Consider the following 23753-nt stretch of genomic DNA (forward strand, 5'->3'; position numbering starts at 1 on the left):
GTCGATCCGAGTGAGCAATGTCCAGGATTCATCTTTGGAAGGAAACCAGCCCTGTCGCCAGAACGCGCTTCTATCTGACGTCCGCGCTCGTCGTGGCGCTGCTGTCGATACTCGTCGCGCCGCGCCCGCTGGTTTTTCCGCTCGATGATCCGTACATCACGATTCATAACGCCGACGTACTTCTATCCGGCGTCGATCACAACTACAGCACATCTGCGCTGACGGGCGCAACGAGCGAGATTCATCTGTTGCTCGTCGCGTTCGGCACGTTGTTTCTGCCTTCATCCGTCGCGTTGTTCATGATTGGAATGGCGAGCGCGGTTTTCTATGCGACGGGACTGGCGCGCATCGCCTTCCAGCTCGGCGCGTCGTGCGTGACGGCCGCGCTGTTCGTCGCGCTCGGCGTGCTGTGCGGGTCGACGCCCTTTCAATTGCTGAACGGACTCGAGACCGGCCTCGCGATGGCCGTCGTCACGTGGGCGTTGTCTTTCGCGCTCGAGCGATCGCGATCCGTGCGTCTTCCGTTGCTATGCGGTCTCATGCCGTTCGTGCGTCCGGAACTGGCGGCGCTGTCCGGCTTGCTGATGGCCCGGCAGTTCTGGATGCGCGTGAGAGCCGGTGAGCACAAATGGGCGATCCGCGATGTCCTGATCGCGGCAGGAATAGCGCTGCCGTTTCTGACGTGGACGTGGCTCTCCATCGGCTCGCTGATTCCGACGACCGCCAACGCGAAGCAACTCTACTTCGCCGATCAGCATGCGCCCTGGAAAGCGAAAGCGGGCATGTTGATCGTCGGAATGTTGCAATCCGGGCTTCTGCCGCTCGCGGCGCTCGCCGCGCTTGCATGGCGCTCCAGACTGTGGACGCCGCTATTCCTGTACGTCGTTTCGTTTTTATTTGCGTTGTGGGCGACGTTTCCCGGCGGTTTCATCCATAACTACGGCCGTTACTTTTTCGTGTTGATGCCGGTGTTTCTGTATCTGACGCTGGATTACCTGAAGACGTCGCGGCTGAGCGGGATGTGGTTCGTCATATTGGCCGGATGGACCGCGCTGATGCTGCCCGTCGGAATGAACGACTACTACGCGGACGAACTTCTCACTGCCCGGGAATATGTGTCGCTGGCGAAGTGGGTCAACACGAACCTTCCGCCCGACGCCACGCTGCTGATCCACGATGCAGGCTATCTGTCCTACGCGACGTCGTTCAGGCTCGTCGATCTCGTCGGGCTGAAAACGCCGCGCAACGTCGTCTATCACCGCGCCTGCACGGCGCCCACGGAGGGCAAGGATCGGCGGCTCGCGGTGTCGTCCATCGCGATGACATCCGGCGCGACGTACGCCGTCATCATGCAGGACACGGCCGGTTTCTGGTCCTCGCTCGCCCGCGATCTGGAATCGACCGGATGGCATCTGCGAGAAGTCCGCGCGCCGGCGATCCGCCGCGGCTACGCGGTCTATGCGCTGACGCCGCCCGCTGATTCGAGCGTCGCATGCCGTATCGCCGGACCGACACTGACGGCGTTGCATCGTTAGTCATTTCATCGGCACCAGCAAATCGCGCATCGCGTTGAGCGCCGCCGAAACGTGCCCTTTGCGCCAGACGAGCAGCGCATCGACACGCCCGAGTTCGCCCATCGGATGCAGGTCCACTTCGTCATCCAGCCGTGCGAGTTCGAGCACCGAGCGCGGCGCCACCGCGACGCCCGCCCCCGCCGCCACGCACGCGACGATCGCGTGATACGAACCCAGCTCCAGCACGCGCGCCGGCCTGATGCCCTGCTGCTCGTACCAGCGCATCGCGTACGAGCGGTACGCGCAACCGTGCTCGAACGCCACCAGCGTCAGATTCGTGGCCGTCGCCGGATGCTGTCCGCGCGGCGTGACGAGCGTCAGCTCCTCTTCGAACACAGGCACGAACTCGAACTGCTCGGCGGGCAGCGCGTCGGGCTCGATCGGACGGGCCATCACCGCCGCGTCCACTTCGAACGTGCGCACGCTCTCGATGAGCGCCCGCGTCACGCCCGTCGCCAGTTCGAGCGTCACCTGCGGCCAGCGCTGATGGTAAGCCGCCAGCACGCGCGGCAGACGGCTCGCGGCGGTGCTTTCCATCGTCCCGAGCCGCAGACGCCCTTGCGGACGATTCTCGCTGACCGCGTGACGCGCTTCCTCGGCGAGCGCGAGCAGACGTTCCGCGTAGGGCAGCAGGGTTTCGCCGGCGGGCGTCAACACGAGACGCCGGCCATCGCGGATGAAGAGGTCCGTGCCGAGCGTCTCTTCCAACTGACGAATGCGCGTCGTCACGTTCGACTGCACGCGGTTGAGCTTAGCCGCCGCCCGCGTCACGCCGTTCTCGCGCACGACGGCCCGAAAAATCGTCAATGCCGACAAATCCATGATCTTTCCAGAAGATTGATTTCATCTCGATTATTCATTTTTCAAGATACATCGGTCAAGTTAGGATGTGGTTCGTTTCCGATACGCTCATCCGATCATGGCCTCGTCCGTTCACGCTTCGTCGCTGCCGGTTCATCAAGCGCGCAACGCTGCGCTCGCGTGCGCCGTCGTGCTCGCGGTGGCGCTCGGCGTCGGCCGATTCGCCTTCACGCCGCTGCTCCCGCTGATGCTGAAAAGCGGCGCGCTCGATATCCGCCACGGCGGCTGGCTCGCATCGGCCAACTACGCGGGCTATCTGATCGGCGCGTTGTCGTGCGCGGCGATCCGCATCGATCACGCGCGCATGGTGCGCCTTGCGCTCGTCTGGACGATCGCGCTGACGCTCGCGATGGGCGTCGTCCATGTCTTCTGGGTGTGGGCGGCCATACGCTTCGCGGCGGGCGTGGTCAGCGCGTGGGCCTTCGTGTTCGCGTCGCAATGGGGCTTGCGGCGGCTCGCCGAACTCGACGCGCACGGCCTCGGCGGCGTGATCTATGCGGGACCGGGCGTCGGCATTGTCGCGACCGGCTTGCTCGGCGCGGCGGCCGCGGCGCTCGACGTGCCCGCGCCCTGGGTATGGATCGGATTCGCGGTCTCGTCGGGCGTGGCGGGCGCGCTCGTGTGGAAGACGCTCGTGCATCACGCACCGGCGACGCGTGCTCGCGCGAACGCCGCCGATCGCGCGGCGGCCGCATCGACGCACGTCGATTCGATCGGGCTCGTCGGCCTCTATAGCCTCGCGGGGTTCGGCTATATCATCACCGCGACGTTTCTTCCCGTCATCGCGCGACAGGCGTTGCCGGGCTCGCCCTGGCCCGATCTGTTCTGGCCGGCGTTCGGGCTGGCGCTGATCGCGGGCGCGCTGATCGCCGCGCGGCTGCCGCTGTCGTGGGACAACCGGCTGCTGTCGGCGGCGTGCTATGTCATTCAGGCGCTCGGCATACTGCTCGGCATCGTGTTTCCGAGCGCGCTCGGCTTCGGCATCGGCAGCGCGCTGCTCGGCTTGCCGTTCACCGCGATCACCCTGTTCGCGATGCGCGAGGCGCGCCGGTTGCGCGGCGAAGCCGCCGCCGGCCTGATGGGATACGCGACCGCCGCATACGGGCTGGGACAGATCGCCGGTCCACTCGTCGCGGCGCCGATCGCCACGCATACGGGAACGTTCTCCATCGCGCTGTGGATCGCGGCGGCGGCGCTCGCGCTCGGTGCAGTCGGACTGATCTTGCTCGGCATGCGCGGCAAGCAGCGATAGCAGGATCGTCCTATCCGCGCGACGGGGCCGCGTGTCAAAGTCGCAGGCATACTCTCACGTGGAGCATGCCGTGTCCGCCGCTGAAACATCCGCGCTTCTCTATCGCCCCTTCACTGCCGGTGACATCGCCGCCGCGCACGCGCTTTCGGTCGAAGTCAAATGGCCGCATCGCGCCGATGACTGGCGCTTCGTGCTCGACGCCGGGATGGGTTTCATCGCGCAGGACGGCGAGCGTGTGGTCGGCACCGCGCTGTGCTGGACCTATGGCGACGATGGCGGATCGCTCGGCATGGTGATCGTGGCGCCCGACTGTCAGGGCAAAGGCATCGGCCGCAAGCTGATGGCGTTGTTGCTCGACGCGCTCGGCAACCGAATCACCGTGCTGCACGCGACGCCTGCGGGCGAACCGCTCTACGCCAAGCTCGGCTTCGGACGCATCGGCGCGATCCATCAGCATCAATCGGCCACTTTCGACGTGCCCGTCATCGACCCGCCCGAAGGCGAGCGGCTGCGCGCGATCGAACCGGGCGATACGCGGGTCATCGTCGATCTGGCATCGCGCGCGGGCGGACTCGACCGAAACGCGCTTCTGCCCGCGCTGTTGAACATCGCGCGAGGCATCGTGCTCGAACGCGATGGCGAATTGCTCGGCTTCTCGCTCATTCGCGCGTTCGGGCGCGGTCACGCGATCGGGCCGGTGGTGGCCGTCACCGCCGGTCAGCAGCACGCGCACCGCGCGCAAGCGCTCATCGCGCATGCGCTCGCGACGCTCGAAGGCACGTTCACGCGCATCGACACGCCGGAGGAAAGCGGTCTGTCGGACTGGCTCGAAAGCATCGGGCTCGAACGCGTGGATACGGTCGTCAAGATGGCGCGCAACGGCACGCCGCCGCACGACGCATCCGTCGCGCAATTCGCGATCATCAATCAGGCGCTGGGCTGACACCATGACGATTCTCTATAAAGCCGATCCCGAACGCGGCCGTCAATGGGCGCAGCACTTCGCGCAAAAAGCGCCGGACGTGGCGTTCCGCGTGTGGCCCGACATCGGCGATCCCGCTGCCGTGCGCTATCTCGCCGCGTGGCAGCCGCCCGCCGGCGTCATGCAAACCTTCCCCAATCTCGACGTGATCTTTTCCGTCGGCGCGGGCATCGATCAATTCGATCTGTCGGGCGTGCCGCCGCATGTCGCCGTGGTGCGGATGACCGAGCCGGGCATCGTCGAAGGCATGGTCGAATATGTGACGCAGGCGGTGCTGACCCTTCATCGCGATCTCTTCGATTACGCCGCGCAGCAACGCGAGCGCGTATGGCGCGAGATGCCGGTGCGCGCGGCATCGACGCGGCGTGTCGGTGTGCTCGGTCTCGGCATGCTCGGCATGGCGGTGCTGAAAACGCTGCGTCTGTTCGGATTCGACTGTGCGGGCTGGAGCCGTTCGGCGCATGAGATGGAAGGCGTCGAATGTCATGCGGGCATCGAATCGCTCGATACGTTCCTCGCCCGCACCGACATTCTCGTGTGCCTCCTGCCGCTCACGGACGCGACGCGCGGGCTTATCGGCAAACGTGTGTTCGGTGTGCTGCCGCGCGGCGCGTCGTTCATCAACGTCGGGCGCGGCCCGCACGTGATCCAGCAGGATTTGCTCGATGCGCTCGACAGCGGCCATCTCCATGCCGCGATCCTCGACGTCACCGATCCCGAGCCTTTGCCGCCGGCGCATCCGTTCTGGACGCATCCGCGCGTGCGTCTGACGCCGCATATTGCGAGCGCGACGAGGCCGGAAAGCGCCGTCGATGTCGTGCTGGAAAATCTGCGCCGTCATCGCGCGGGAGAGCGCATGATCGGCGAAATCGACCGGACGCGCGGCTACTGAACGCTGCGTCGGACGCGCGCAGCACAAAATGCTGCGCGCCCTCTGAAAAACGCCGCGATTTTGCTTTTTGGCGATTTTTTTGGCGATGCGCGCGATGCCGCTCTGCCGATAGTATGAAACGGTCAAGAGCCATTCCGCCCCTTCGCGAAGAGAGAGCCGCATCATGTCGATCAAGTCGCTTGTCGAGTCCGACCGTCAACATCTGATTCATCCCGTCGTCAGTTATCGCGCGCATGAAGCGCGCGGCGTCACCGTGCTCGATTCCGCCGATGGCGTGTTCCTGCGCGATATCGAAGGCAAGCAGTTGCTCGACGCTTTCTCGGGCCTGTGGTGCGTGAACACGGGTTATGGGCACGCGAGCATCGTCGAGGCCGCCGCGAAGCAAATGGCGAAACTGCCCTACGCCACGAGCTATTTTCACTTCGGCTCCGAGCCCGCGATCGAACTCGCCGCGAAGCTCGTCGAACTCGCGCCGGCGTCGCTGCAACACGTGTACTTCACGCTCGGCGGCTCGGATGCCGTCGATTCCGCGCTGCGCTTCATCACGCACTACTACAACGCGACGGGCCGTCCGTCGAAGAAGCATTGCATCGCGCAGCAACGCGGTTATCACGGTTCGTCGTCGATCGGCGCGGGGCTGACCGCGCTGCCCGCGTTCCATCGCAACTTCGATCTGCCGCTTTCGACGCAGCATCACATTCCTTCGCCGTATGCGTATCGCAGCGATTACGCCGATGACGCCGCGCTCATCGCGGCATCGGTGCGGGCGCTCGAAGCGAAAGTCGCGGAGCTCGGCGCGGACAACGTCGCCGCATTTTTCTGCGAGCCGATTCAAGGTTCGGGCGGCGTGATCGTGCCGCCGGCCGGCTGGCTGAAAGCGATGCGCGACGCATGCCGCAAGCTCGATATCCTCTTCGTCGCCGATGAAGTCATCACCGGATTCGGCCGCACGGGTCCGCTCTTCGCGTGTGAAGGCGAAGGCGTCGAGCCGGACCTGATGACGGTCGCGAAGGGCCTGACGGCGGGCTATGCGCCGATGGGCGCGGTCCTCATGTCCGATGCAATCTATCGAGGCATCGCCGATGGCGCCGATGCATCCGCGGTCATCGGTCATGGCCACACATATTCGGCGCATCCGGTGAGCGCGGCCATCGGTCTCGAAGTGATGCGGCTCTATCACGAAGGCGGTTTGCTCGCGAATGGCCAGGCGCAGGCGCCGCGTTTCGCGCAAGGGCTCGACGCGTTGCTCGACCATCCGCTCGTCGGCGATTCGCGTCATCGCGGCTTGCTCGGCGCGCTCGAACTCGTCGCCGACAAGGAAAGCAAACGCGGCTTCGATGCATCGCTCAAGCTGCCCGACCGCATCGCCGCCGCAGCGTATGGCAATGGCCTCGTGTTCCGCGCATTCGGCGACAACATTCTCGGCTTCGCACCGGCGCTGTGCTACACGGAAGCGAACTTCGACCTGCTGTTCGAGCGCCTCACGAAAACGCTCGATGACGTGCTCGCGCAAAGCGACGTGCGCGACGCGTTGCAAGGCGGATCGAGCTTCGGTTCCCGCGCGGCTGCGTGATAACATCGACCGACCGCCGACATGCGAGACCGACCCCGCCGCGATGAGCACCGACAGCAAGCTGGACCGAATCGATCTGCGTATCCTCTCGCAATTGCAGAAGCGCGGGCGCATCACGAACGTGGAGCTCGCCGATGCGGTCGGTCTGTCGCCCAGCCCTTGTCTGATTCGCGTGAAGCGGCTGGAGAAAGCGGGTTATATCGTCGGCTATGGCGCGCAGATTCAGCTCGAAAAGCTCGGCGACGTGCAGGTGGTCTTCACCGAAGTCACACTCGCCGATCACCGCCGCGAGGACTTCATCAACTTCGTGAATGCCGTGAAGGATGTCGACGAAATCGTCGAGTGTCATCTCGCGAGCGGCGGTTACGACTACCTGCTCAAGTTCGTCACGCGCAGCGTGAGCCATTACCAGAGCATCATCGAAGGGCTGCTGGAGCGTGGCATCGGCATCGAGAAGTACTTCAGCTATGTCATCATCAAGACGGCGTTCGTGAAAACGCACTATCCGCTCGAAACGCTGTTTTCCCAGCATCATCATTGAGGCGCGCGCCTCATTCATTCTCAGCACGAATGCACGCACGCGCGTTTTGCACGTGCGTGCTTTTTATCGTCGATCATCTTCACGCGGAGTAGCACATGTCCAGCAAATATCGTATTGCCGTGATTCCGGGCGACGGCATCGGCAAGGAAGTGATGCCCGAAGCATTGCGCGCGCTCGATGCCGTGAGCAAGCGCTTCGATATCGAACTGGAGTACCGGCATATCGAGTGGGCAAGTTGCGATTACTACGCGCAGCACGGCCGGATGATGCCAGACGACTGGAAGACGCAACTGCAGGACGCCGACGCGATTCTGTTCGGCGCGGTCGGCTGGCCGGACACCGTGCCGGATCACATCTCGCTGTGGGGCTCGCTTCTGAAGTTCCGCCGCGAGTTCGATCAATACATCAACCTGCGTCCCGCGCGTCTCTTCGATGGCGTGCCCTCGCCGCTCGCGAATCGCAAGGCGGGCGACATCGACTTCATGATCGTGCGCGAAAACACCGAGGGCGAGTATTCGTCGGTCGGCGGCACGATGTTCGAAGGCACGGACCGCGAGTTCGTTTCGCAGACTTCGATCTTCACGCGCAAGGGCGCGGAACGCGTATTGAAGTTCGCGTTCGACCTCGCGCAAAAGCGCGAGAAGAAACTGACGGTCGCCACCAAGAGCAACGGCATCTCGATCAGCATGCCGTGGTGGGATACGCGCGCCGCCGAAATCGCCGCGCAGTATCCCGAGATCAAATGGGACAAGCAGCACATCGATATCTTGTGCGCGCGCTTCGTGCTGAGTCCGGACAGATTCGATGTGGTCGTCGCGACCAATCTCTTCGGCGACATTCTTTCGGACCTCGGCCCGGCATGCACGGGCACGATCGGCATTGCGCCTTCGGCCAACATGAATCCGGAGCGCGATTTCCCTTCTTTGTTCGAGCCGGTGCATGGTTCCGCGCCGGATATCGCGGGCAAGAACATCGCCAATCCGGTCGCGATGATCTGGTCGGCCGCGATGATGCTCGACTTCCTCGGCGAACGCGACGCACATGACGCGATGCTTTCCGCCATCGAAAGCGTGCTGAAGCAAGGGCCGCATACGGGCGATCTGGGCGGAAAGGCCAACACGACGGAAGTCGGCAAGGCCATCGCGCAAATGCTCGCCTGACTTTCCGGAGACCATCATGACGCAACGATTCGAGTTGGGCGATCTGATTCGCGCCGACAATTTCATCGACGGCAAATGGGTACCCGCCGCGAGCGGCAAGCGCTTCGCCGTCACCGATCCCGCGACGGGCGATGTCATCACGCAAGTGGCCGACAGCGGCCCCGCCGACGCCCGCGCCGCCACCGATGCCGCCGCGCGCGCCTTTCCCGCCTGGCGCGACACGCTGCCGAAAGAACGCGCGGCCGTGCTGCATCGCTGGCATGCGCTGATCGTCGAAAACGCGGATGCGCTCGGGCGTCTGATTTCGCTCGAACAAGGCAAGCCATTCGCGGAAGGTCGCGGCGAAGTGATGTACGGCGCGTCGTACGTCGCATGGTTCGCCGACGAAGCCACGCGCATCTACGGCGACATCATTCCGCAGCAGCAGCGTGGCAAGCGCATGAGCGCGGTGAAGGAACCTGTCGGCGTGGTCGCGGCGATCACGCCATGGAATTTTCCGCTCGCGATGATCGCGCGCAAGATCGCGCCCGCGCTCGGGGCGGGTTGCACGGTCGTCGGCAAGCCCGCTGAAGACACGCCGCTCACGGCGCTTGCTCTCGTGATGCTCGCGCATGAAGCGGGCGTGCCGGCGGGCGCGTTGAACCTGATCGTCGCATCGCGCGAGAACGCGCAGGACGCGGTCGCCGACTGGCTCGAAGATGGCCGCGTGCGCAAGATCACGTTCACGGGCTCGACGCCGGTGGGCAAGTACCTCGCGCGTGAATCGGCGGGCACGTTGAAGAAATTGTCGCTGGAACTCGGCGGCAATGCGCCTTTCATCGTATTCGACGACGCCGATCTCGATGCCGCCGTCGCGGGACTCATGGCATCGAAATTCCGTAACGGCGGACAGACCTGCGTGTGCCCGAATCGCGTGTATGTGCAGTCGTCCGTGTACGACAAGTTCGCCGATCTGCTCGCGAAGCGCGTCGCCGCATTGAAAGTTGCGCCTGCAACTAATCCCGATGCGCAGATCGGCCCGATGATCAACGCGCGCGCGGTCGAGAAGATCGAGCGTCACGTGAACGACGCCTTGAAACGCGGCGCGCGCGCGCTCACGGGCGGCAAGCGTCTCGCCGAACTCGGCCCGAACTATTACGCGCCGACCGTGCTCGCCGACGCCACGCCCGACATGCAATTGAGCTGCGAAGAGACGTTCGGCCCGGTCGTGCCGCTCTTTCGCTTCGACGACGAAGCGGAAGCCATTCGCGCCGCGAACGATACGCCGTTCGGCCTCGCCGCGTATTTCTACAGCCAGAACCTGAAGCGCATCGATCGCGTGTCGCGTCTGCTCGAATCGGGGCTCGTCGGCATCAACGAAGGCGCGATATCGAGCGAAGCAGCGCCGTTCGGCGGCGTGAAGGAATCGGGCTATGGACGCGAAGGCTCGAAGTACGGCCTCGACGATTATCTGTCGATCAAATATCTCTGCCAGGGCGGTCTCGAATGAACGCGTATCCGATCGAGATCACGTTTCCCGATATCGGTACGCATGCATCGGGCAATGCGGGTGTGCCGTATGTGCATACGTTCGATTCGGGCATCGACGGTCCGCATGTGATGATCAACGCGCTCACGCACGGCAACGAAGTGTGCGGCGCGATCGTCGTCGATGCCTTGCTGCGTGCCCGGTTGCGCCCGCGTCGCGGCAAGCTCACGCTCGCGTTCGCCAACGTCGATGCCTACGCGCGCTTCGATGCGAGCAAACCGGATGCATCGCGTTTCGTCGATCAGGACTTCAATCGCGTATGGACCGCGCAAGCGCTCGACGACACCTCGCGCGATTCGAGCGAGTTGCGCCGCGCCCGCGCGATGCGGCCTGTCATCGACACCGTTGATCTGCTGCTCGATCTTCATTCGATGCATGAAAAGAGCAAGCCGCTGATCGTCGCGGGGCCGCTGGACAAGGGCATCGAATTGTCGGCGCGGCTCGGCACGCCCGCGACCGTCATCTGCGATGAAGGCCATCCCGAAGGACGGCGCATGCGCGATTACGAAGGCTTCGGCGATTCGTCGAGCAGCAGGAACGCGTTGCTCATCGAATGCGGACAGCATTGGGAAGCGGGCGCGGTGACCGTGGCGCGCGACGTGACCGCGCGTTTTCTGCTGCTCTCCGGTGTCGTCGAGAAGGATGATTTGCCCGCTGACTGGATTCAGCCGTCGCCGCAAGAAATGCTCGTCGTGCGCGTGACGGAACCCGTCGTCGCGAAGAGTATGGACTTTCGCTTCGCGGGCGATTACACCGGCCTCGAAGTGTTTCCCGAAGCGGGCAGCGTGATCGGCTGGTCGGACGGCGACCCGGTCAGAACGCCCTATGACGACTGCATGCTCGTGATGCCGTCGTTGCGGCAGTTGCGCCCGGGCGTGACCGTCGTGCGGCTCGGCAAGATCGAACGACGCATTCGATCCATTTGAAGGCAAAGGCGTCAGGCGAGCGTGAACGCAGGCGCTTGTGCAGCGCGCTTCGTCAAACCGGCATCGAACTCGGCCGAACGCGCCTTCTTTCGCGCGCGCTCGACGAAAGCGCTCGGCGTCATGCCGCACAAGCGCTTGAAGTGCCGCGCGAGATGACTCTGATCGAAGAAGCCGACTTCCGTCGCGACGACCGAGCCGGGCACGCCCGCGAGCAACAAGGTCTGCGCGCGTTGCACGCGAAGCTCGCACAGATACTTGTACGGCGAAAGCCCGAATTGCTCGCGAAACACGGTCGCGAAGCGCGATACGCTCAGCGCGGAAAGATCCGCGAGTTGCGCGAGGCTGACGGTCTTGTCGAAATTGGCTTCGATATAAACGAGCGCGTCGAACAGATTGGCCTGGCTCATGGCGAAGTCTCGGAAGTAACCGATTCGGCGTGCGCCGACGAAGCGCGCTGAAATCGTCTGATAGAAAAGGATGTGAGGTCGATGGGCGTGCTGCCGCTATCCAGCAACTCGGCGAGCGTTTCACCGACGCCCGGTCCGATCTGAAAGCCCGATCCGCTAAAGCCGAACGCGTAGAAAAGGCCATCGGCTTTCGAACTCGGTCCGATCACCGGCTCCGAATCCGGCAGATAACTTTCCACGCCGCTCCATACGCGAATCACATGCAGCGCGCGCATCGCGGGCACCATGCGGCGGAACTGCGCCATCTGCGCGACGGTGTTCGCGGGCAGCACCGTTGCGCGTCGCGTGGCTGCATCGGCGGGACCGGGAGGGCCGCCACCCAGCACGATATTGCCGCGCGGAATCTGCCGGAAATACACGCTCTCTTCCTTGATCGACGTGTACACGCCGATCGAAAACGGCAAGACGTAGGGCACGGGCTCGGTCACGGCCATCTGCGGTCCGCGTGCGGCGAGCGGCACGGGTTCGCCGAATTGCGTCGATAGCGCATTGGCCCACGCGCCCGCGCAGATCAGCACTTGTTCCGCGCGATACACGTCGCCCGTTGCGCTTTCCACGCGAAAGCCGCCCGCTTCCTTCTCGACGCGCACGACGTCGGTGTTCTCGACGATGCGCGCACCGAGCCGCGCCGCCGCGCGCCCGAACGCAGGCGCGGCGAGACGCGGATTCGCGTGACCGTCGAGCGGCGAGATCGATGCGGCGAGCACATCGCGGCCGAGAAAAGGAAAACGCTTGAATATGGCCGCGCCTTCGAGCACTTCGAGATCGAGACCATAGGCGCGCGCATCGGCGGCATAGCGATGAAAATACTCCGCGTCATGCGCGTGATAGCACACGCGCGTATGCCCCGTTGGCAGGAACTCGATGTCCTCGCCGAGCAATTCGCGCGAGCGCCGCCACGTATCGAGCGCGCGATTCGACATGGCGAGTTGTTCGAGCGCGCGGCCTTGTCGACGCACGCCGCCGAAGTTCACGCCGCTCGCCTGCTGTCCCGTCAGACCGCGTTCGAGCAGAATCACCGAACGCTTGCGTCCGCGCAAAAAGAAAGCGGTCGACGTGCCGACGATGCCGCCGCCGATCACGATCACATCGGCGCGTCCGGTCATTCGCTCGTCTCCATGCGCTCGTGCGGCGCGAGTGCCATCGGCAGCGGTTTGACGGGCGCCTGGCCGCGCAGGCGCCCGACTGCTTCGAGCGGTATGCGCGCTTGCGCCGCGATGACTTCCGCGCCCGCATGCGCGCAGAAGCGGCCCTGGCATCGGCCCATGCCGACGCGCGAAAAAGCCTTCGCGCGATTCGCTTCCGTCGCGCCCATTTCGTTCACGACGCGTCTCAATTCACCCGCCGTGATCGCTTCACAACGACAGACGATGGTTTCGTCCGGCAAGGTGGCGGCGAATCGCGCGGGCCACGGAAATGCGGTACGCAAGCCCGCCGCGAAGCGCGTGAAGCGGTTTAGTTGCATGCGCAACTTGTCGGCTTCTTCTTCATCGCAAGTCATGCCGATATCTTTCATCGCCGCGAGCGCCGCGAGCCGTCCCGCGCGCTCGGCCGCATCCGCGCCGCGCACGCGCGCACCGTCACCCGCTAGATAGACGCCTTTTACGTTGCTGCGGCCGTCCTCATCGGCGACGGGAAGCCACTGTTGCAACGCATGATCGAAGCGGAATTCGCAGCCCGCGAGATCGGCGAGTTGCGTTTCGGAGCGCAGGTGATAGCCGAGCGCGACGGCATCGCATTCGACTTCGAGCATAGCGCCATCGGCGAGCCTGATGCGCACGCTCCGAACGCCATGCTCCGGCGTCCCCTGAATCTCGACCGGCTTAATGCCGCGATGAACGGGCACGCGCGCATTCTTGAGCACGTTCATCAACGCGATGCCCTTCTTCAGCGTCGATGGAATCGCGAGCAGTTGCGGCAATGCGCGCAGACGTTGCGTGAATGTCGATGTATCGAGCACCGCGCTCACCGTCGCGCCCGCCTTCACGTATTGCGCGGCGACGAGATACAAGAGCGGACCCGTGCCCATCATCACGACGCGCGAACCGATCGCGCATCCCTGCGATTTCAGCGCCACCTGCGCGCCGCCGAGGCTATAGGTTCCCGCGTGATGCCAGCCGGGCACGGGCATCAGTCGATCGGTCGCGCCACTGCAAACGATGAGCGCATCGAACGCAAGCTCGCGATGACGCGTGCCGCTCGCCGTATGCACCGCGTTCGGCGCGACGTTCCACACGAGCGTATCGGGCACATAGTCGATGTGCGGCCGCAACGCATCGAATGTCTCGTGCAACGCGCGCGCGCGTTGCGCCTCGGTGCCGTACAAGGTGTCGTACGTGCGCGTGAATCCTTCCGGCTGACGACGATAAATCTGCCCGCCGTCGCGCCTGCTTTCATCGATCACCACGGGACGCAAGCCCGCTTCCACGAGCGCCTGCGCCGCGCGCACGCCCGCCGGACCCGCGCCGATCACGATCACAGTCGCGGCCATACGCCCTCTCCGGCTTGCGACAGACGCGTGACGATCGACATGCCTTCGACCGCCGGCGTCGTGCAGGCGCGCACGCGGTCGCCGTCTTCGGTCCACACCCAGCAGTCCTGGCATGCGCCCATCACGCAGAACCCCGCGCGACGGCCGTCGCCGAATTCGGAATCGCGAAGATCGTGTTGCGAGGTGAGCAACGCGACCATCAGCGTGTCGCCTTCGGCTGCGAGCGCGCGTCTGCCATCAATCAGGATGCCGAATGTTCTGCGCCCTTTCTCCGAGACTCTCACGAAGCGTCCGTTCATACCGTCACCGTTTCCGTCGACTGCATGCGCGCGAGATCGTCGGCGCTGTGATGGCACAGAATTTCCGCGCCCGATGGCAAGGTCTTCTTCGATGGCGCCGTCACATTGCATTTGCCGTCGATGCGCGCCGCGCAACGCGAACGGAAGCTGCACAGCTCGCGCGCATCGCTTTCCGGGCCGAGCACGGGCAACGCGCCGAGCGCCATCGCGCGACGCGAATCGAGCCAGCCGGGACGCAGCGCCGGCACCGAATCGACGAGCAGTCCCGTGTACGGGTGATAAGGCGGATGCGAAAGCGCTTCGCGCTGGCCCGCTTCGACGCATCGACCCGCATAGAGCACGATCACTTCGTCGCAGATGGCGCGCACCGTCGAAATGTCGTGGCTGATGAACATGTACGACACGTTCAGCTCGCGACGCAGTTCCGCGAGCAGATCGAGGATCGCCGCGCCGACGACCGTATCGAGCGCGGACGTCACTTCATCGCAGAGAATGAGTTCGGGATTCGCGGCGAGCGCACGCGCGAGATTCACGCGCTGCTTCTGTCCGCCCGACAAACCGCCTGGCTGACGCTTCGCGATCGACGCGGGCAGCTTCACCAGATCGAGCAGCGCGAGCATGCGCTTTTGCGCAGGCGCACCGCGCAGGCCGTGATAGAAATTCATCGGCCGCGCAAGGATATCGGCGATGGTGCGGCTCGGGTTCAGCGCGGTATCGGCGTTCTGAAACACGATCTGCACGCGGCGATATTGCTCCAGCGTGCGCGCCGACAGCTTCGCGGGCAAGGGCTTGCCGTCGAGCAGCACGTCGCCGTGCGCGCGATCGACGAGGCCCGCGATCACGCGCGCGAGCGTCGTCTTGCCCGAGCCCGATTCGCCGATCACGCCGAGCGTGCTGCCGCGCACGATCTTCAGACTCACGTCGTCGAGCACGCGCACGGCGGGCACGCCATTCGCATCGATGCGGCCATAGCCCGCGCTCAGATTGCGTATTTCGAGCAGCGGAACGTCACGCGCTATTTCCGGCATCGTGAGTTCCGCTTCGGGACGGCGTGTCGCGGCGAGCAGTTGCCGCGTGTAGTCGTCGGCGGGGGCATCGAGCACTTGCGTCGTCGTGCCGTTCTCGCGCACGCGTCCGCCATTCAGCACGACGATGCGATCCGCCATCTGCGCGACGACCGCGAGATCGTGCGACACGTACACGGCCGTCGTGCCCAGTTCGCGCACCACGCCCTTGAATGCGGCGAGCACTTCGATCTGCGTGGTCACGTCGAGCGCCGTGGTCGGTTCGTCGAACACGACGACGGCGGGATCGGTGATCAACGCCATCGCCGCCATGAGCCGCTGCAACTGACCGCCCGACACCTGATGCGGGTAACGATCGCCGATGCTCTCGGGATTCGGCAACGCCAGCGAACGGAACAGACCGATCGCTTTTTCACGCGCGGCGGCGGGCGTCATCAGCTTGTGCAGCAGTGCGGGCTCGGTGACCTGATCCATGATCGTGCGCGCCGGATTGAAGCCCGCCGATGCGCTCTGCGCGACATACGCGACCGTGCGCGCACGCAATGCGCGCCGGCCTTTCGCGTCGAGCGAGAGGACATCCGTATCGCCGATCTTCACCGAGCCGCCCGCAATCGCGCAGCCGCCGCGCGCATAGCCGAGCAGCGCCAGCGCGATGGTCGTCTTGCCCGAACCCGACTCGCCGATCAGCGCGAGCACTTCGCCCTTCTTCACCGCGAAGTCGACGCCCTTCACGATCTCGACGACCGGCTCCGGCGCCACGCCCGCGACGACGCGCAAGCCTTTCACTTCGATCATGTTCGTATTCATTGACCGGCTCCCTGCGAACGCGCGCCATGACGACGCAAGCTGTCGATGAGCAGATTCACGCCGACGGTCAGCGTCGCGATCGCCACCGCGGGCATCAGCACGGCGGGCGCGCCTTCCGCCAGACCGCCGATGTTCTCGCGCACGAGCGAGCCCCAGTCCGCATTCGGCGGCTGCACGCCGAGGCCGAGAAAGCTCAGGCCCGAGAGCAGCAGCACGATGAACACGAAGCGCAGGCCGAAGTCCGCGAGCATCGGATGAATCATGTTGGGCAGCACTTCCACGCGCGCGATATAGAAGATCTTTTCGCCGCGCGCCTTCGCCACCTGCACGTATTCAAGCGTCATGATGTTCACCGCGAGCGAGCGCGAAATGCGAAACGCGCCGGGAATGTAGGCGAGCGCGGCGACCATCATCAGCATCGGAATGGACGAGCCGAACGCCGCGATCACGACGAGCGCGAGAATCTTGCTCGGGATCGAGATGAGGGCATCGAAGAGGCGGCTCAGCACTTCATCGACCCATCGTCCCGACACCGCCGCGATCAAACCGAAGAAGGTGCCGATGACGCTCGCCGCGACCGTCGATGCGAGCGCGAGGCCGACCGTGTATTGCGTGCCGTACAGAATGCGGCTCAACATGTCGCGGCCGAGATAGTCGGTGCCGAGCAGATGCGCCGCGCTGTACGAGCCGAATATTTCCGTCGACGTGAACGCGCCGCCTTTATATGGCGCGACCACCGGCCCGATGAACGCGACCGCGAGCCAGAACACGACGATGAAGAGACCGATCAGCCCGAGCACGGAGAAGCGATCGGCAAGGCGTTTGAACGCGTTGCGCCTGACGACGACAGGCGTCTGCTCCTGCGGCGCGTCGGCGGGAGGCTGCTCGTATAGCACGGTCGTGGCGTGAGAAGAGACGTTCCGGTTCATCGTTGACGCAGCCTCGGGTTGGAGACGATCTGAGCCAGATCGGCAATGAGCACGAGCACGAGATAAGCCGCGCAGAAGACCATCACGCAGCCTTGCACGAGCGGCATGTCGCGATTGGTGACGGCATCGACCATCAGGCTCGCGAGGCCGGGATAGTTGAAGATCGATTCGACGATCACCACGCCGCCGAACAGATACGACAGCGAAAGCGCGACCGCATTGGCGATCGGTCCGATGGTGTTCGGCAACACATGGCGCAAGACGACGCGCACGGGCGTTGCGCCTTTCAGCAGCGCCATTTCCACATACGATGCGTTCAGTTGATCGAGCACCGCCGCGCGCGTCATGCGCGCCATCTGCGCGACGATCACGCAGCAGAGCGTCATCACCGGCATCGCGTACGTGCGCACGAGCGCGCCGAACGACGATACATCCGACAGATACGACAACGCGGGCAGCCAGCGCAGCTTCACCGCGAAGATCAGCACGGCGATGGTCGCGACGAGAAACTCGGGCACGGCCACGGTCGAGAGCGTGAGCACGTTGAGCGCGCGATCGACGAGCGAGCCGCGATACATCGCCGATGCAATGCCGATCACGAGCGCGAGCGGCACCGAGACGAGCGCGGTCAATCCGGCGAGCACGAGCGAATTCGGCAAACGCGTGGCGATCAGTTCGCTGACCGGCAGATTATTCGAGAGCGACGTGCCGAAGTTGCCCGTCACCACATGCACGAGCCATTGCAGATAACGCGAGACCGCGGGCTGATCGAGGCCGAACTGATGCCGCAGCGCGGCCACCTGCTCGGGTGTCGCCGCCTGACCGAGCGCCTGCTGCGCGGCATCGCCCGGCAAGAGACCGGTGATGCCGAACACCACCATCGACACGATGAACAGCGTGAGCAGCGCGAGGCCGAGGCGCGCGGCGACGAGTCGTTGCGCATGAACTTTCATCGGATATCGCCTCTCGTTGAAGGGTTGATGTCGCGCGCCTCAAAGATAGCGCGCGTCCCGCGTCAAGGCACGCTCATGCCTCGAGCCACACGTTTTCCGCGAACATCCAGCCCATCAGACCTGCGAGCGGAATGCCGCCCAGTCCCTTGAGCTTCGTGGTGTGCGCATCGAGCGAACTCTGGAACATCGGAATGCCGACGCCGCCGTCCTTGTGCACGAGTTCCTGCATGTCGCCGTAGATCTTCTTGCGCTTCGCGTCGTCCGGTTCGCCACGCGCGGCGACGAGCAACTGGTCGAACTGCGTGCTCTTCCAGTTCGCTTCGTTCCAGGGCGCGTCCGACTTGAAGAATTGCGTGAAGATCACGTCCGCGCTCGGGCGTGCATTGATGTTGCCGAAGCCGAGCGGATGCTTCATCCAGTGGTTCGACCAATAACCGTCGGACGGCACGCGCACCACTTGCAGGTTGATGCCCGCTTGCGGCGCGACCTGCTGCATCAGCACGGCCATTTCGACGGAGCCTTCCGCCGCCGGCGATGCATACAACTGGATCGGCGTGTTGCCGACCTTCGCCTTCTGGAAGTGGAACTTCGCCTTGTCGGGATCGAACGCGCGTTGCGGCAGGCCCGACATGTAGTACTTGTTGCTCGGATCGATAGGCTGATCGTTGCCGATCGCGCCATAGCCGCGGAAGATCGTCTTGCGCATCTGCTCGCGGTCCATCAGGTACGTCATGCCGCGACGGAAGTCCGCATTGCCCGTGATGCCGCCATCGTCGCGCATGATGAGGTCGGTGTACTGGCCCGTCTTCGTTTCCAGCACCGTGAAGCCCGGCGTGCCCTTGATGCGCTCCGTCGATCGCGCGCTCACCGCGTTGATGAGCTGCACGTCGCCCGACATGAGCGCATTCACGCGCGCGGGTTCATCCGCGATGCCGATGAGCTCCACTTCGTCCAGATGCGGCATGCCCGGCTTCCAGTACTTCTCGTTGCGCACGCCCACGGTGCGCACGCCCGGCGCGAACTCCTTCACCTTGAACGGGCCCGTGCCGACCGCCGTCTTGAAGTCCGTCGTGCCGTCCTTGATGATGAGGAAATGCGAGTCCGCGAGAATCACCGGCAAGTCCGCGTTCGCGCCTGTCAGCGTGATCGTGAGTTCGTTCGGGCCGGTCGCCTTGATCTCCTTGAACTGATCGGCGAGCGTCTTCGCCTTCGAGCCGACCGCCGGGTCTTTATGGCGCATCAGCGAATAGATGACGTCCTGCGGCGCGAGCGACTTGCCGTCGTGGAACTGCACGCCGCTGCGCAGCTTCACGACCCACACGGTCGCGTCTTTCGTTTCGAGCGATTCGGCGAGCGCCATCTTCGCGCCGAGGTGCTTGTCGAGTTCGGTCAGGCCGCTATAGAACATGAACGCGCGGGCGTAGTCGGTGCCGAGCGCGCCCTTGGCGGGATCGAGCGTATCGGCGGCGGACGACGACTGCGTCGCCACGCGGATGCGGCCGCCCTGCTTCGGCTTGTCCTGCGCGAAAGCCGCGCCGCTCGCGGTGAGAAGTCCCGCGCCCGTCACCGACAGCAAGCCGCCCGCGGCCATCGCGCGAAGGACATTGCGCCGCGACGCGCCACGGCGCGTCAGTTCTTCGAGCCGCTTGCCGGCATCGGCATGGACAAGGGCTTCAGGCGATGTGTCGATGCTCATGAACTTCTCCGCGATAGGGGCTGTGAATGTCCGGCGGCTCGATGAGTGGATGCAGGCCGCCTGTGTTTGCTTCGATGCTTCAATAGAACACGTCTTTGATCGAGTAATACGCGCCGACGAGCGGCAGAAACCAGGGCTTGCCCGTATGGCCCGGAATCGCGGGCCAGTCGAAATCGCGCCACGGGTTCGCCTCGGCGTTGCCGTTCATCACGTCGGCCATGATCTGGCCCATGTGCGTCGACATCTGCGTGCCGTGGCCGCTGTAGCCCATCGAGAAATAGATGCCGTCGTGCTGGCCCGCGCGCGGCAGACGATCCGCCGTGATATCGACGAGACCGCCCCAGCAATAGTCGATGCGCACGTTCGCGAGGCTCGGGAAAATCGCTGCGAGATTCGCTTGCAGAATGCGTCCGCTCTTCGCATCGGATGGACGCTCCGATGCCGTGAAACGCGCGCGTCCGCCGAGCAACAGCCGCGCATCGGGCGTGACGCGAAAATAGTTGTGCATCAGACGGCTCGTCGTGTACGAACGCCGGTTCGGCAGCAGCTCCAGCAGCCGATCCGCGGGCAGCGGCTCCGTCACGATGATGAACGACCCGACAGGCGCGAGTCTGCGCCGATACCACGAGAACGGGCCGTGCTTCGAGGGGCCCGTCGCGATCAGCACCTGCTTCGCGTGCAACGTGCCGCGCTTCGAATCGATGCGATATCCGCTGCTGCCTTCCTTCGTGATCGCGGTGACTTCGGCGTGTTCATACAGACGCGCGCCTTGCCTGACCGCCGCTTTTGCAAGACCGTCGGCGAACTTGCCCATATGCATCTGCCCGCCATGACGTTGCAGCAAGCCGCCATGAAAGGCATCGGATTGCACTTCGTTGCGGACCTGTTCGCGATCGAGCAGATCGATGTCCGGATCGACTTCACGACGAATCAGTTCGGCCGTCGTCGCGATATGTTCGAGATGATGCGGCTTCGCGGCGAGTTTGAGCTTGCCCGACCCGAGATAATCGCAATCGATGTGCTCTTCGCGGATCAGACGCTCGACCGTGTCCACCGCCGCCGCATACGCGCGATAACACCCTTGCGCGCGCTCGACGCCGAATTGCGTGCGCAGCGCCGCGTAGTCCTGCGCGACGCCCGTATTGCACTGCCCGCCGTTACGCCCCGACGCGCCGCCGCCGATGCGCCCGGCATCGAGCACGACGACGCTCGCGCCGCGTCGGCCCAACGCGAGCGCCGCCGACAAACCCGTGAACCCGCCGCCGATCACGGCGACATCGGCCTGGCCTTCCGCCGGGCCTTCGCACGTCGAGATCATCGCGGGCGCGGTGTCGAGCCAGTAGGAGTCGAGTTTCATCGGCGTTGCTCGCGTGAAGTGGCGTGTTTTACAGACCGAGTTGACCGGCGAGATCGCCGATGGTGTCCACTTCGTAATACTCGTAGTACGGCGTGCCCGGTTCGTGGCCGCGCTTCACGAACGCCTTGTGCTTGATGCCCATGTCGTGCGCGGTCATGAGGTCGTAACGCAGGCTCGACGATACGTGCAGCACGTCTTGCGGATTGCAGTTCAACTGGTCGAACATGTACTCGAAGCCCTGCATGCGCGGCTTGTACGACTGCGCCTGCTGCGCCGTGAACACGCGATGAAACGGCGCGCCGAGTTTGTCGACGTTGCTCTGAATCTGATCGTTCGATGCGTTCGACAGAATCACGAGCTTGTACTTCGTCGCGAGCCGCGAGAGGCCTTCCGGCACGTCCGGATGCGGGCCCCAGGTCGGCACGGCGAGATAAAACTTTTCGGCTTCCGTTTCGTTGAATTCGACATTCATGCGCGCGCATGCACGGCGCACCGAATTGACGATCACGTCGCGATACGGCTTCCACGCGCCGAGCACTTCGTCGCGGCGATAGCCCGCGAAGAACTTGACGAATTGTTCGAGGTCGTCGCCTTGCAGGCGGTCGGCGTACATCTCGCGGGCCATATCGGCCATGCGGAATTTCGTCAGCGTGCCGTAACAGTCGAACGTGATGTACTTCGGCTCGAAATCGATCATGGTGTCAGTCCTGTCGTGTGATGAACCCGTGCGGAGTTCAGTGGTGAAAACAAGGAACAGCGAAGCGTTGAGGAAAATTTAAACAAGGCAAAAATGGCCGATGGCGTCGAATGCGTGCCTCGCGGCGACATAACTCATGCGTTTTGAGGCACCGCCACAGCAGAAAATGCGGCGCTTATTTAGAACGAACGTGCGTGTCATCCTTCGCTATCGATCAATACGCTCTTGAAGCGCAGGTTCGCTTCATACGCCTGCCGCCCGAGATCCTTGCCGATGCCCGAGCGCTTGTAGCCGCCCGTCGGAATCACGAAATCGCTCGTGCGGCCGTATCGATTCACCCATACGGTGCCCGCTTCGATGCCGCGCACCATCCGCAGCGCCCGCCCGATATCCGCCGTATGCACGCCGGCGGCGAGACCATAGTCCGGATGCGCGGCGAGTTCGAGCGCTTCGTCTTCCGTATCGAACGACTGCACGGTGAGCACGGGGCCGAAAATTTCACTGCGCACGGCATCGCTTTCCTGCGTGACATCGCAGAGCAAGGTCGGCGCATAGAACGCGCCGGGCGTCGCCGCATCCGCGCGCTTGCCGCCGCAACGCAAGGTCGCGCCGCCCGCGATGCTGCGTTGAACGATCGCGTCGATACGCTGCGCCTGCGGCTCGGAGATGATCGGCGGCAACGTCGTGCCCGCCGCCCACGTCGCGCCCGCCTCGAGTTCGCCGAACGCCCGCGCGATGCGGTCAATCAGTTCGTCGGCGATCGCGCGCTGCACGAGTAGCCGCGAACCCGCAACGCACACCTGCCCGGCATTGCCCGTGATCGCGCCGGCGATGCGCCGCGCCACTTCATCGATGCGCGGTGCATCGGCGAACACGATCTGCGGACTCTTGCCGCCTAGTTCCAGCGTGACCGGCTTCGTGCCGGTTTCGGCGCACGCGGCCATGATCGCGGCGCCGGTGCGCGTCGATCCGGTGAACGTCACTTTGCCGACGCGCGGATGACGCACGAGCGCATCGCCGGTCGTGCGGCCATCGCCCTGAACGACATTGAAGATGCCCGGCGGCACGCCCGCTTCGAGTGCAAGTTCCGCGAGACGCAGCGCGGAAAAAGGCGTCATCTCCGAAGGTTTCAGCACGACCGCGTTGCCCGCCGCGAGCGCGGGCGCGGTCTTCCAGATGCCCATCACGAGCGGAAAATTCCACGGTGCGATTGCGGCGACCACGCCGTACGGCTCCGCGATCGTCATGCCCAGATGCCGATGATCGGTCGCCGCGACATCGCCGCCGATCTTGTCGGCGAACTCCGCATAGAAGCGGATGCTTTCGGCCGTGAACGGCACGTCCCAGTGGTACGCATCGCGCACGGGGCGCGTCGAGCCGAGCGCTTCGAGCGGCGCGAGACTGGCTGCGTCGGCGGCGACGAGATCGGCGAATTTGCGCAATATGCGTGCGCGTTCGCGCGGCGCGCGGCGTGCCCAGTCGCTCTTTCTAAATGCGCTGTGTGCGTTCTGCACGGCATAGTCGATCATCGCGTCATCGGCGACGGGCACCGATGCATACGCGACGCCATCCGATGGCCGCGCCACCTCGATACGCGACGCGCCCGCATCGATCAATTCACCGCCGATGAAATGCCCGCTCCTGATGACGATGCTGGCAGGATCGAACCGGTCCATTGCGTGAGTCCTCCTCCGTGATGCTGCGTTGACATGGCTTCATCGTAGGACTGCGCCGCTGGCATAT

Annotated in this window: 21 protein-coding genes; 9 read left to right on the forward strand and 12 right to left on the reverse strand. The window is 64.3% G+C overall.

Features of this window, described 5'->3' with window-relative positions; translation table 11 throughout:
- Positions 1-17 precede the first annotated feature (17 nt).
- Positions 18-1535: a hypothetical protein gene (locus NOV72_RS22220; protein WP_106856719.1), complete on the forward strand. Its 1518-nt coding sequence runs from the start codon at positions 18-20 to the stop codon at positions 1533-1535.
- Here NOV72_RS22220 and NOV72_RS22225 read toward each other — a convergent pair whose 3' ends face one another.
- On the reverse strand, positions 1536-2396 hold the full coding sequence (locus tag NOV72_RS22225; RefSeq protein ID WP_106856720.1) for a LysR family transcriptional regulator: 861 nt from the start codon (positions 2394-2396) through the stop codon (positions 1536-1538). It lies immediately after the preceding gene.
- Positions 2397-2493: 97 nt separating this feature from the next.
- Here NOV72_RS22225 and NOV72_RS22230 point away from each other — a divergent pair, with 97 nt between their 5' ends.
- The 8 genes from NOV72_RS22230 (at position 2494) to NOV72_RS22265 (ending at position 11289) form a co-directional block, all read left to right on the forward strand.
- A complete protein-coding gene (locus NOV72_RS22230; RefSeq protein WP_106856721.1) occupies positions 2494-3687 on the forward strand; it encodes a YbfB/YjiJ family MFS transporter in 1194 nt (397 codons plus the stop codon).
- Between the two features lie 70 nt (positions 3688-3757).
- Positions 3758-4630, forward strand: a complete 873-nt coding sequence (locus NOV72_RS22235) for a GNAT family N-acetyltransferase (protein ID WP_106856759.1) — start codon at positions 3758-3760, stop codon at positions 4628-4630.
- Positions 4631-4634: 4 nt separating this feature from the next.
- Positions 4635-5561: a 2-hydroxyacid dehydrogenase gene (locus NOV72_RS22240; RefSeq protein ID WP_106856722.1), complete on the forward strand. Its 927-nt coding sequence runs from the start codon at positions 4635-4637 to the stop codon at positions 5559-5561.
- Positions 5562-5724: 163 nt separating this feature from the next.
- Positions 5725-7134 carry an aspartate aminotransferase family protein gene (locus NOV72_RS22245; RefSeq protein ID WP_106856723.1) on the forward strand — a complete coding sequence of 470 codons (1410 nt, stop codon included), beginning with the start codon at positions 5725-5727 and terminating at the stop codon, positions 7132-7134.
- 43 nt (positions 7135-7177) lie between these two features.
- Positions 7178-7675: an Lrp/AsnC family transcriptional regulator gene (locus tag NOV72_RS22250; protein WP_106856724.1), complete on the forward strand. Its 498-nt coding sequence runs from the start codon at positions 7178-7180 to the stop codon at positions 7673-7675.
- Between the two features lie 95 nt (positions 7676-7770).
- The gene (locus NOV72_RS22255) at positions 7771-8835 is read left to right on the forward strand and encodes a tartrate dehydrogenase (RefSeq protein WP_106856725.1); all 1065 of its coding nucleotides are present in this window, start codon (positions 7771-7773) and stop codon (positions 8833-8835) included.
- Positions 8836-8851: 16 nt separating this feature from the next.
- Positions 8852-10324 (forward strand): NAD-dependent succinate-semialdehyde dehydrogenase, encoded by a 1473-nt coding sequence (locus NOV72_RS22260; RefSeq protein WP_106856726.1) that lies wholly within the window; start codon positions 8852-8854, stop codon positions 10322-10324.
- Positions 10321-11289, forward strand: a complete 969-nt coding sequence (locus NOV72_RS22265; protein WP_106856727.1) for a M14 family metallopeptidase — start codon at positions 10321-10323, stop codon at positions 11287-11289. Before NOV72_RS22260 ends, NOV72_RS22265 begins: the two co-directional genes overlap by 4 nt.
- 11 nt (positions 11290-11300) lie before the next feature.
- Here NOV72_RS22265 and NOV72_RS22270 read toward each other — a convergent pair whose 3' ends face one another.
- From NOV72_RS22270 to NOV72_RS22320, 11 genes are all read right to left on the reverse strand, one after another.
- Positions 11301-11696 carry a helix-turn-helix domain-containing protein gene (locus NOV72_RS22270; protein WP_106856728.1) on the reverse strand — a complete coding sequence of 132 codons (396 nt, stop codon included), beginning with the start codon at positions 11694-11696 and terminating at the stop codon, positions 11301-11303.
- A complete protein-coding gene (locus tag NOV72_RS22275; RefSeq protein ID WP_106856729.1) occupies positions 11693-12862 on the reverse strand; it encodes an NAD(P)/FAD-dependent oxidoreductase in 1170 nt (389 codons plus the stop codon). Before NOV72_RS22275 ends, NOV72_RS22270 begins: the two co-directional genes overlap by 4 nt.
- Entirely contained in the window at positions 12859-14247 is a 1389-nt protein-coding gene (locus tag NOV72_RS22280; RefSeq protein ID WP_106856730.1) for an FAD/NAD(P)-dependent oxidoreductase, read from the reverse strand. The genes NOV72_RS22275 and NOV72_RS22280 overlap by 4 nt, the downstream gene beginning before the upstream one ends.
- On the reverse strand, positions 14232-14546 hold the full coding sequence (locus NOV72_RS22285) for a (2Fe-2S)-binding protein (RefSeq protein WP_106856731.1): 315 nt from the start codon (positions 14544-14546) through the stop codon (positions 14232-14234). The genes NOV72_RS22280 and NOV72_RS22285 overlap by 16 nt, the downstream gene beginning before the upstream one ends.
- The gene (locus NOV72_RS22290; RefSeq protein ID WP_106856732.1) at positions 14543-16378 is read right to left on the reverse strand and encodes an ABC transporter ATP-binding protein; all 1836 of its coding nucleotides are present in this window, start codon (positions 16376-16378) and stop codon (positions 14543-14545) included. Before NOV72_RS22290 ends, NOV72_RS22285 begins: the two co-directional genes overlap by 4 nt.
- Positions 16375-17307 (reverse strand): ABC transporter permease, encoded by a 933-nt coding sequence (locus NOV72_RS22295; RefSeq protein WP_106856733.1) that lies wholly within the window; start codon positions 17305-17307, stop codon positions 16375-16377. Before NOV72_RS22295 ends, NOV72_RS22290 begins: the two co-directional genes overlap by 4 nt.
- Positions 17304-18260 carry an ABC transporter permease gene (locus tag NOV72_RS22300; RefSeq protein ID WP_106856734.1) on the reverse strand — a complete coding sequence of 319 codons (957 nt, stop codon included), beginning with the start codon at positions 18258-18260 and terminating at the stop codon, positions 17304-17306. The genes NOV72_RS22295 and NOV72_RS22300 overlap by 4 nt, the downstream gene beginning before the upstream one ends.
- Before the next feature lie 73 nt (positions 18261-18333).
- Positions 18334-19956 carry an ABC transporter substrate-binding protein gene (locus NOV72_RS22305; protein ID WP_106856735.1) on the reverse strand — a complete coding sequence of 541 codons (1623 nt, stop codon included), beginning with the start codon at positions 19954-19956 and terminating at the stop codon, positions 18334-18336.
- Positions 19957-20035: 79 nt separating this feature from the next.
- A complete protein-coding gene (locus NOV72_RS22310) occupies positions 20036-21313 on the reverse strand; it encodes an NAD(P)/FAD-dependent oxidoreductase (protein WP_106856736.1) in 1278 nt (425 codons plus the stop codon).
- A 28-nt stretch (positions 21314-21341) separates the two neighbouring features.
- Positions 21342-22010 carry a haloacid dehalogenase type II gene (locus tag NOV72_RS22315; protein WP_106856737.1) on the reverse strand — a complete coding sequence of 223 codons (669 nt, stop codon included), beginning with the start codon at positions 22008-22010 and terminating at the stop codon, positions 21342-21344.
- 197 nt (positions 22011-22207) lie between these two features.
- A complete protein-coding gene (locus NOV72_RS22320) occupies positions 22208-23686 on the reverse strand; it encodes an aldehyde dehydrogenase family protein (protein ID WP_106856738.1) in 1479 nt (492 codons plus the stop codon).
- Between the last annotated feature and the right edge of the window lie 67 nt (positions 23687-23753).

Source organism: Caballeronia novacaledonica (assembly GCF_900258035.1).
Classification (GTDB): domain Bacteria; phylum Pseudomonadota; class Gammaproteobacteria; order Burkholderiales; family Burkholderiaceae; genus Caballeronia; species Caballeronia novacaledonica.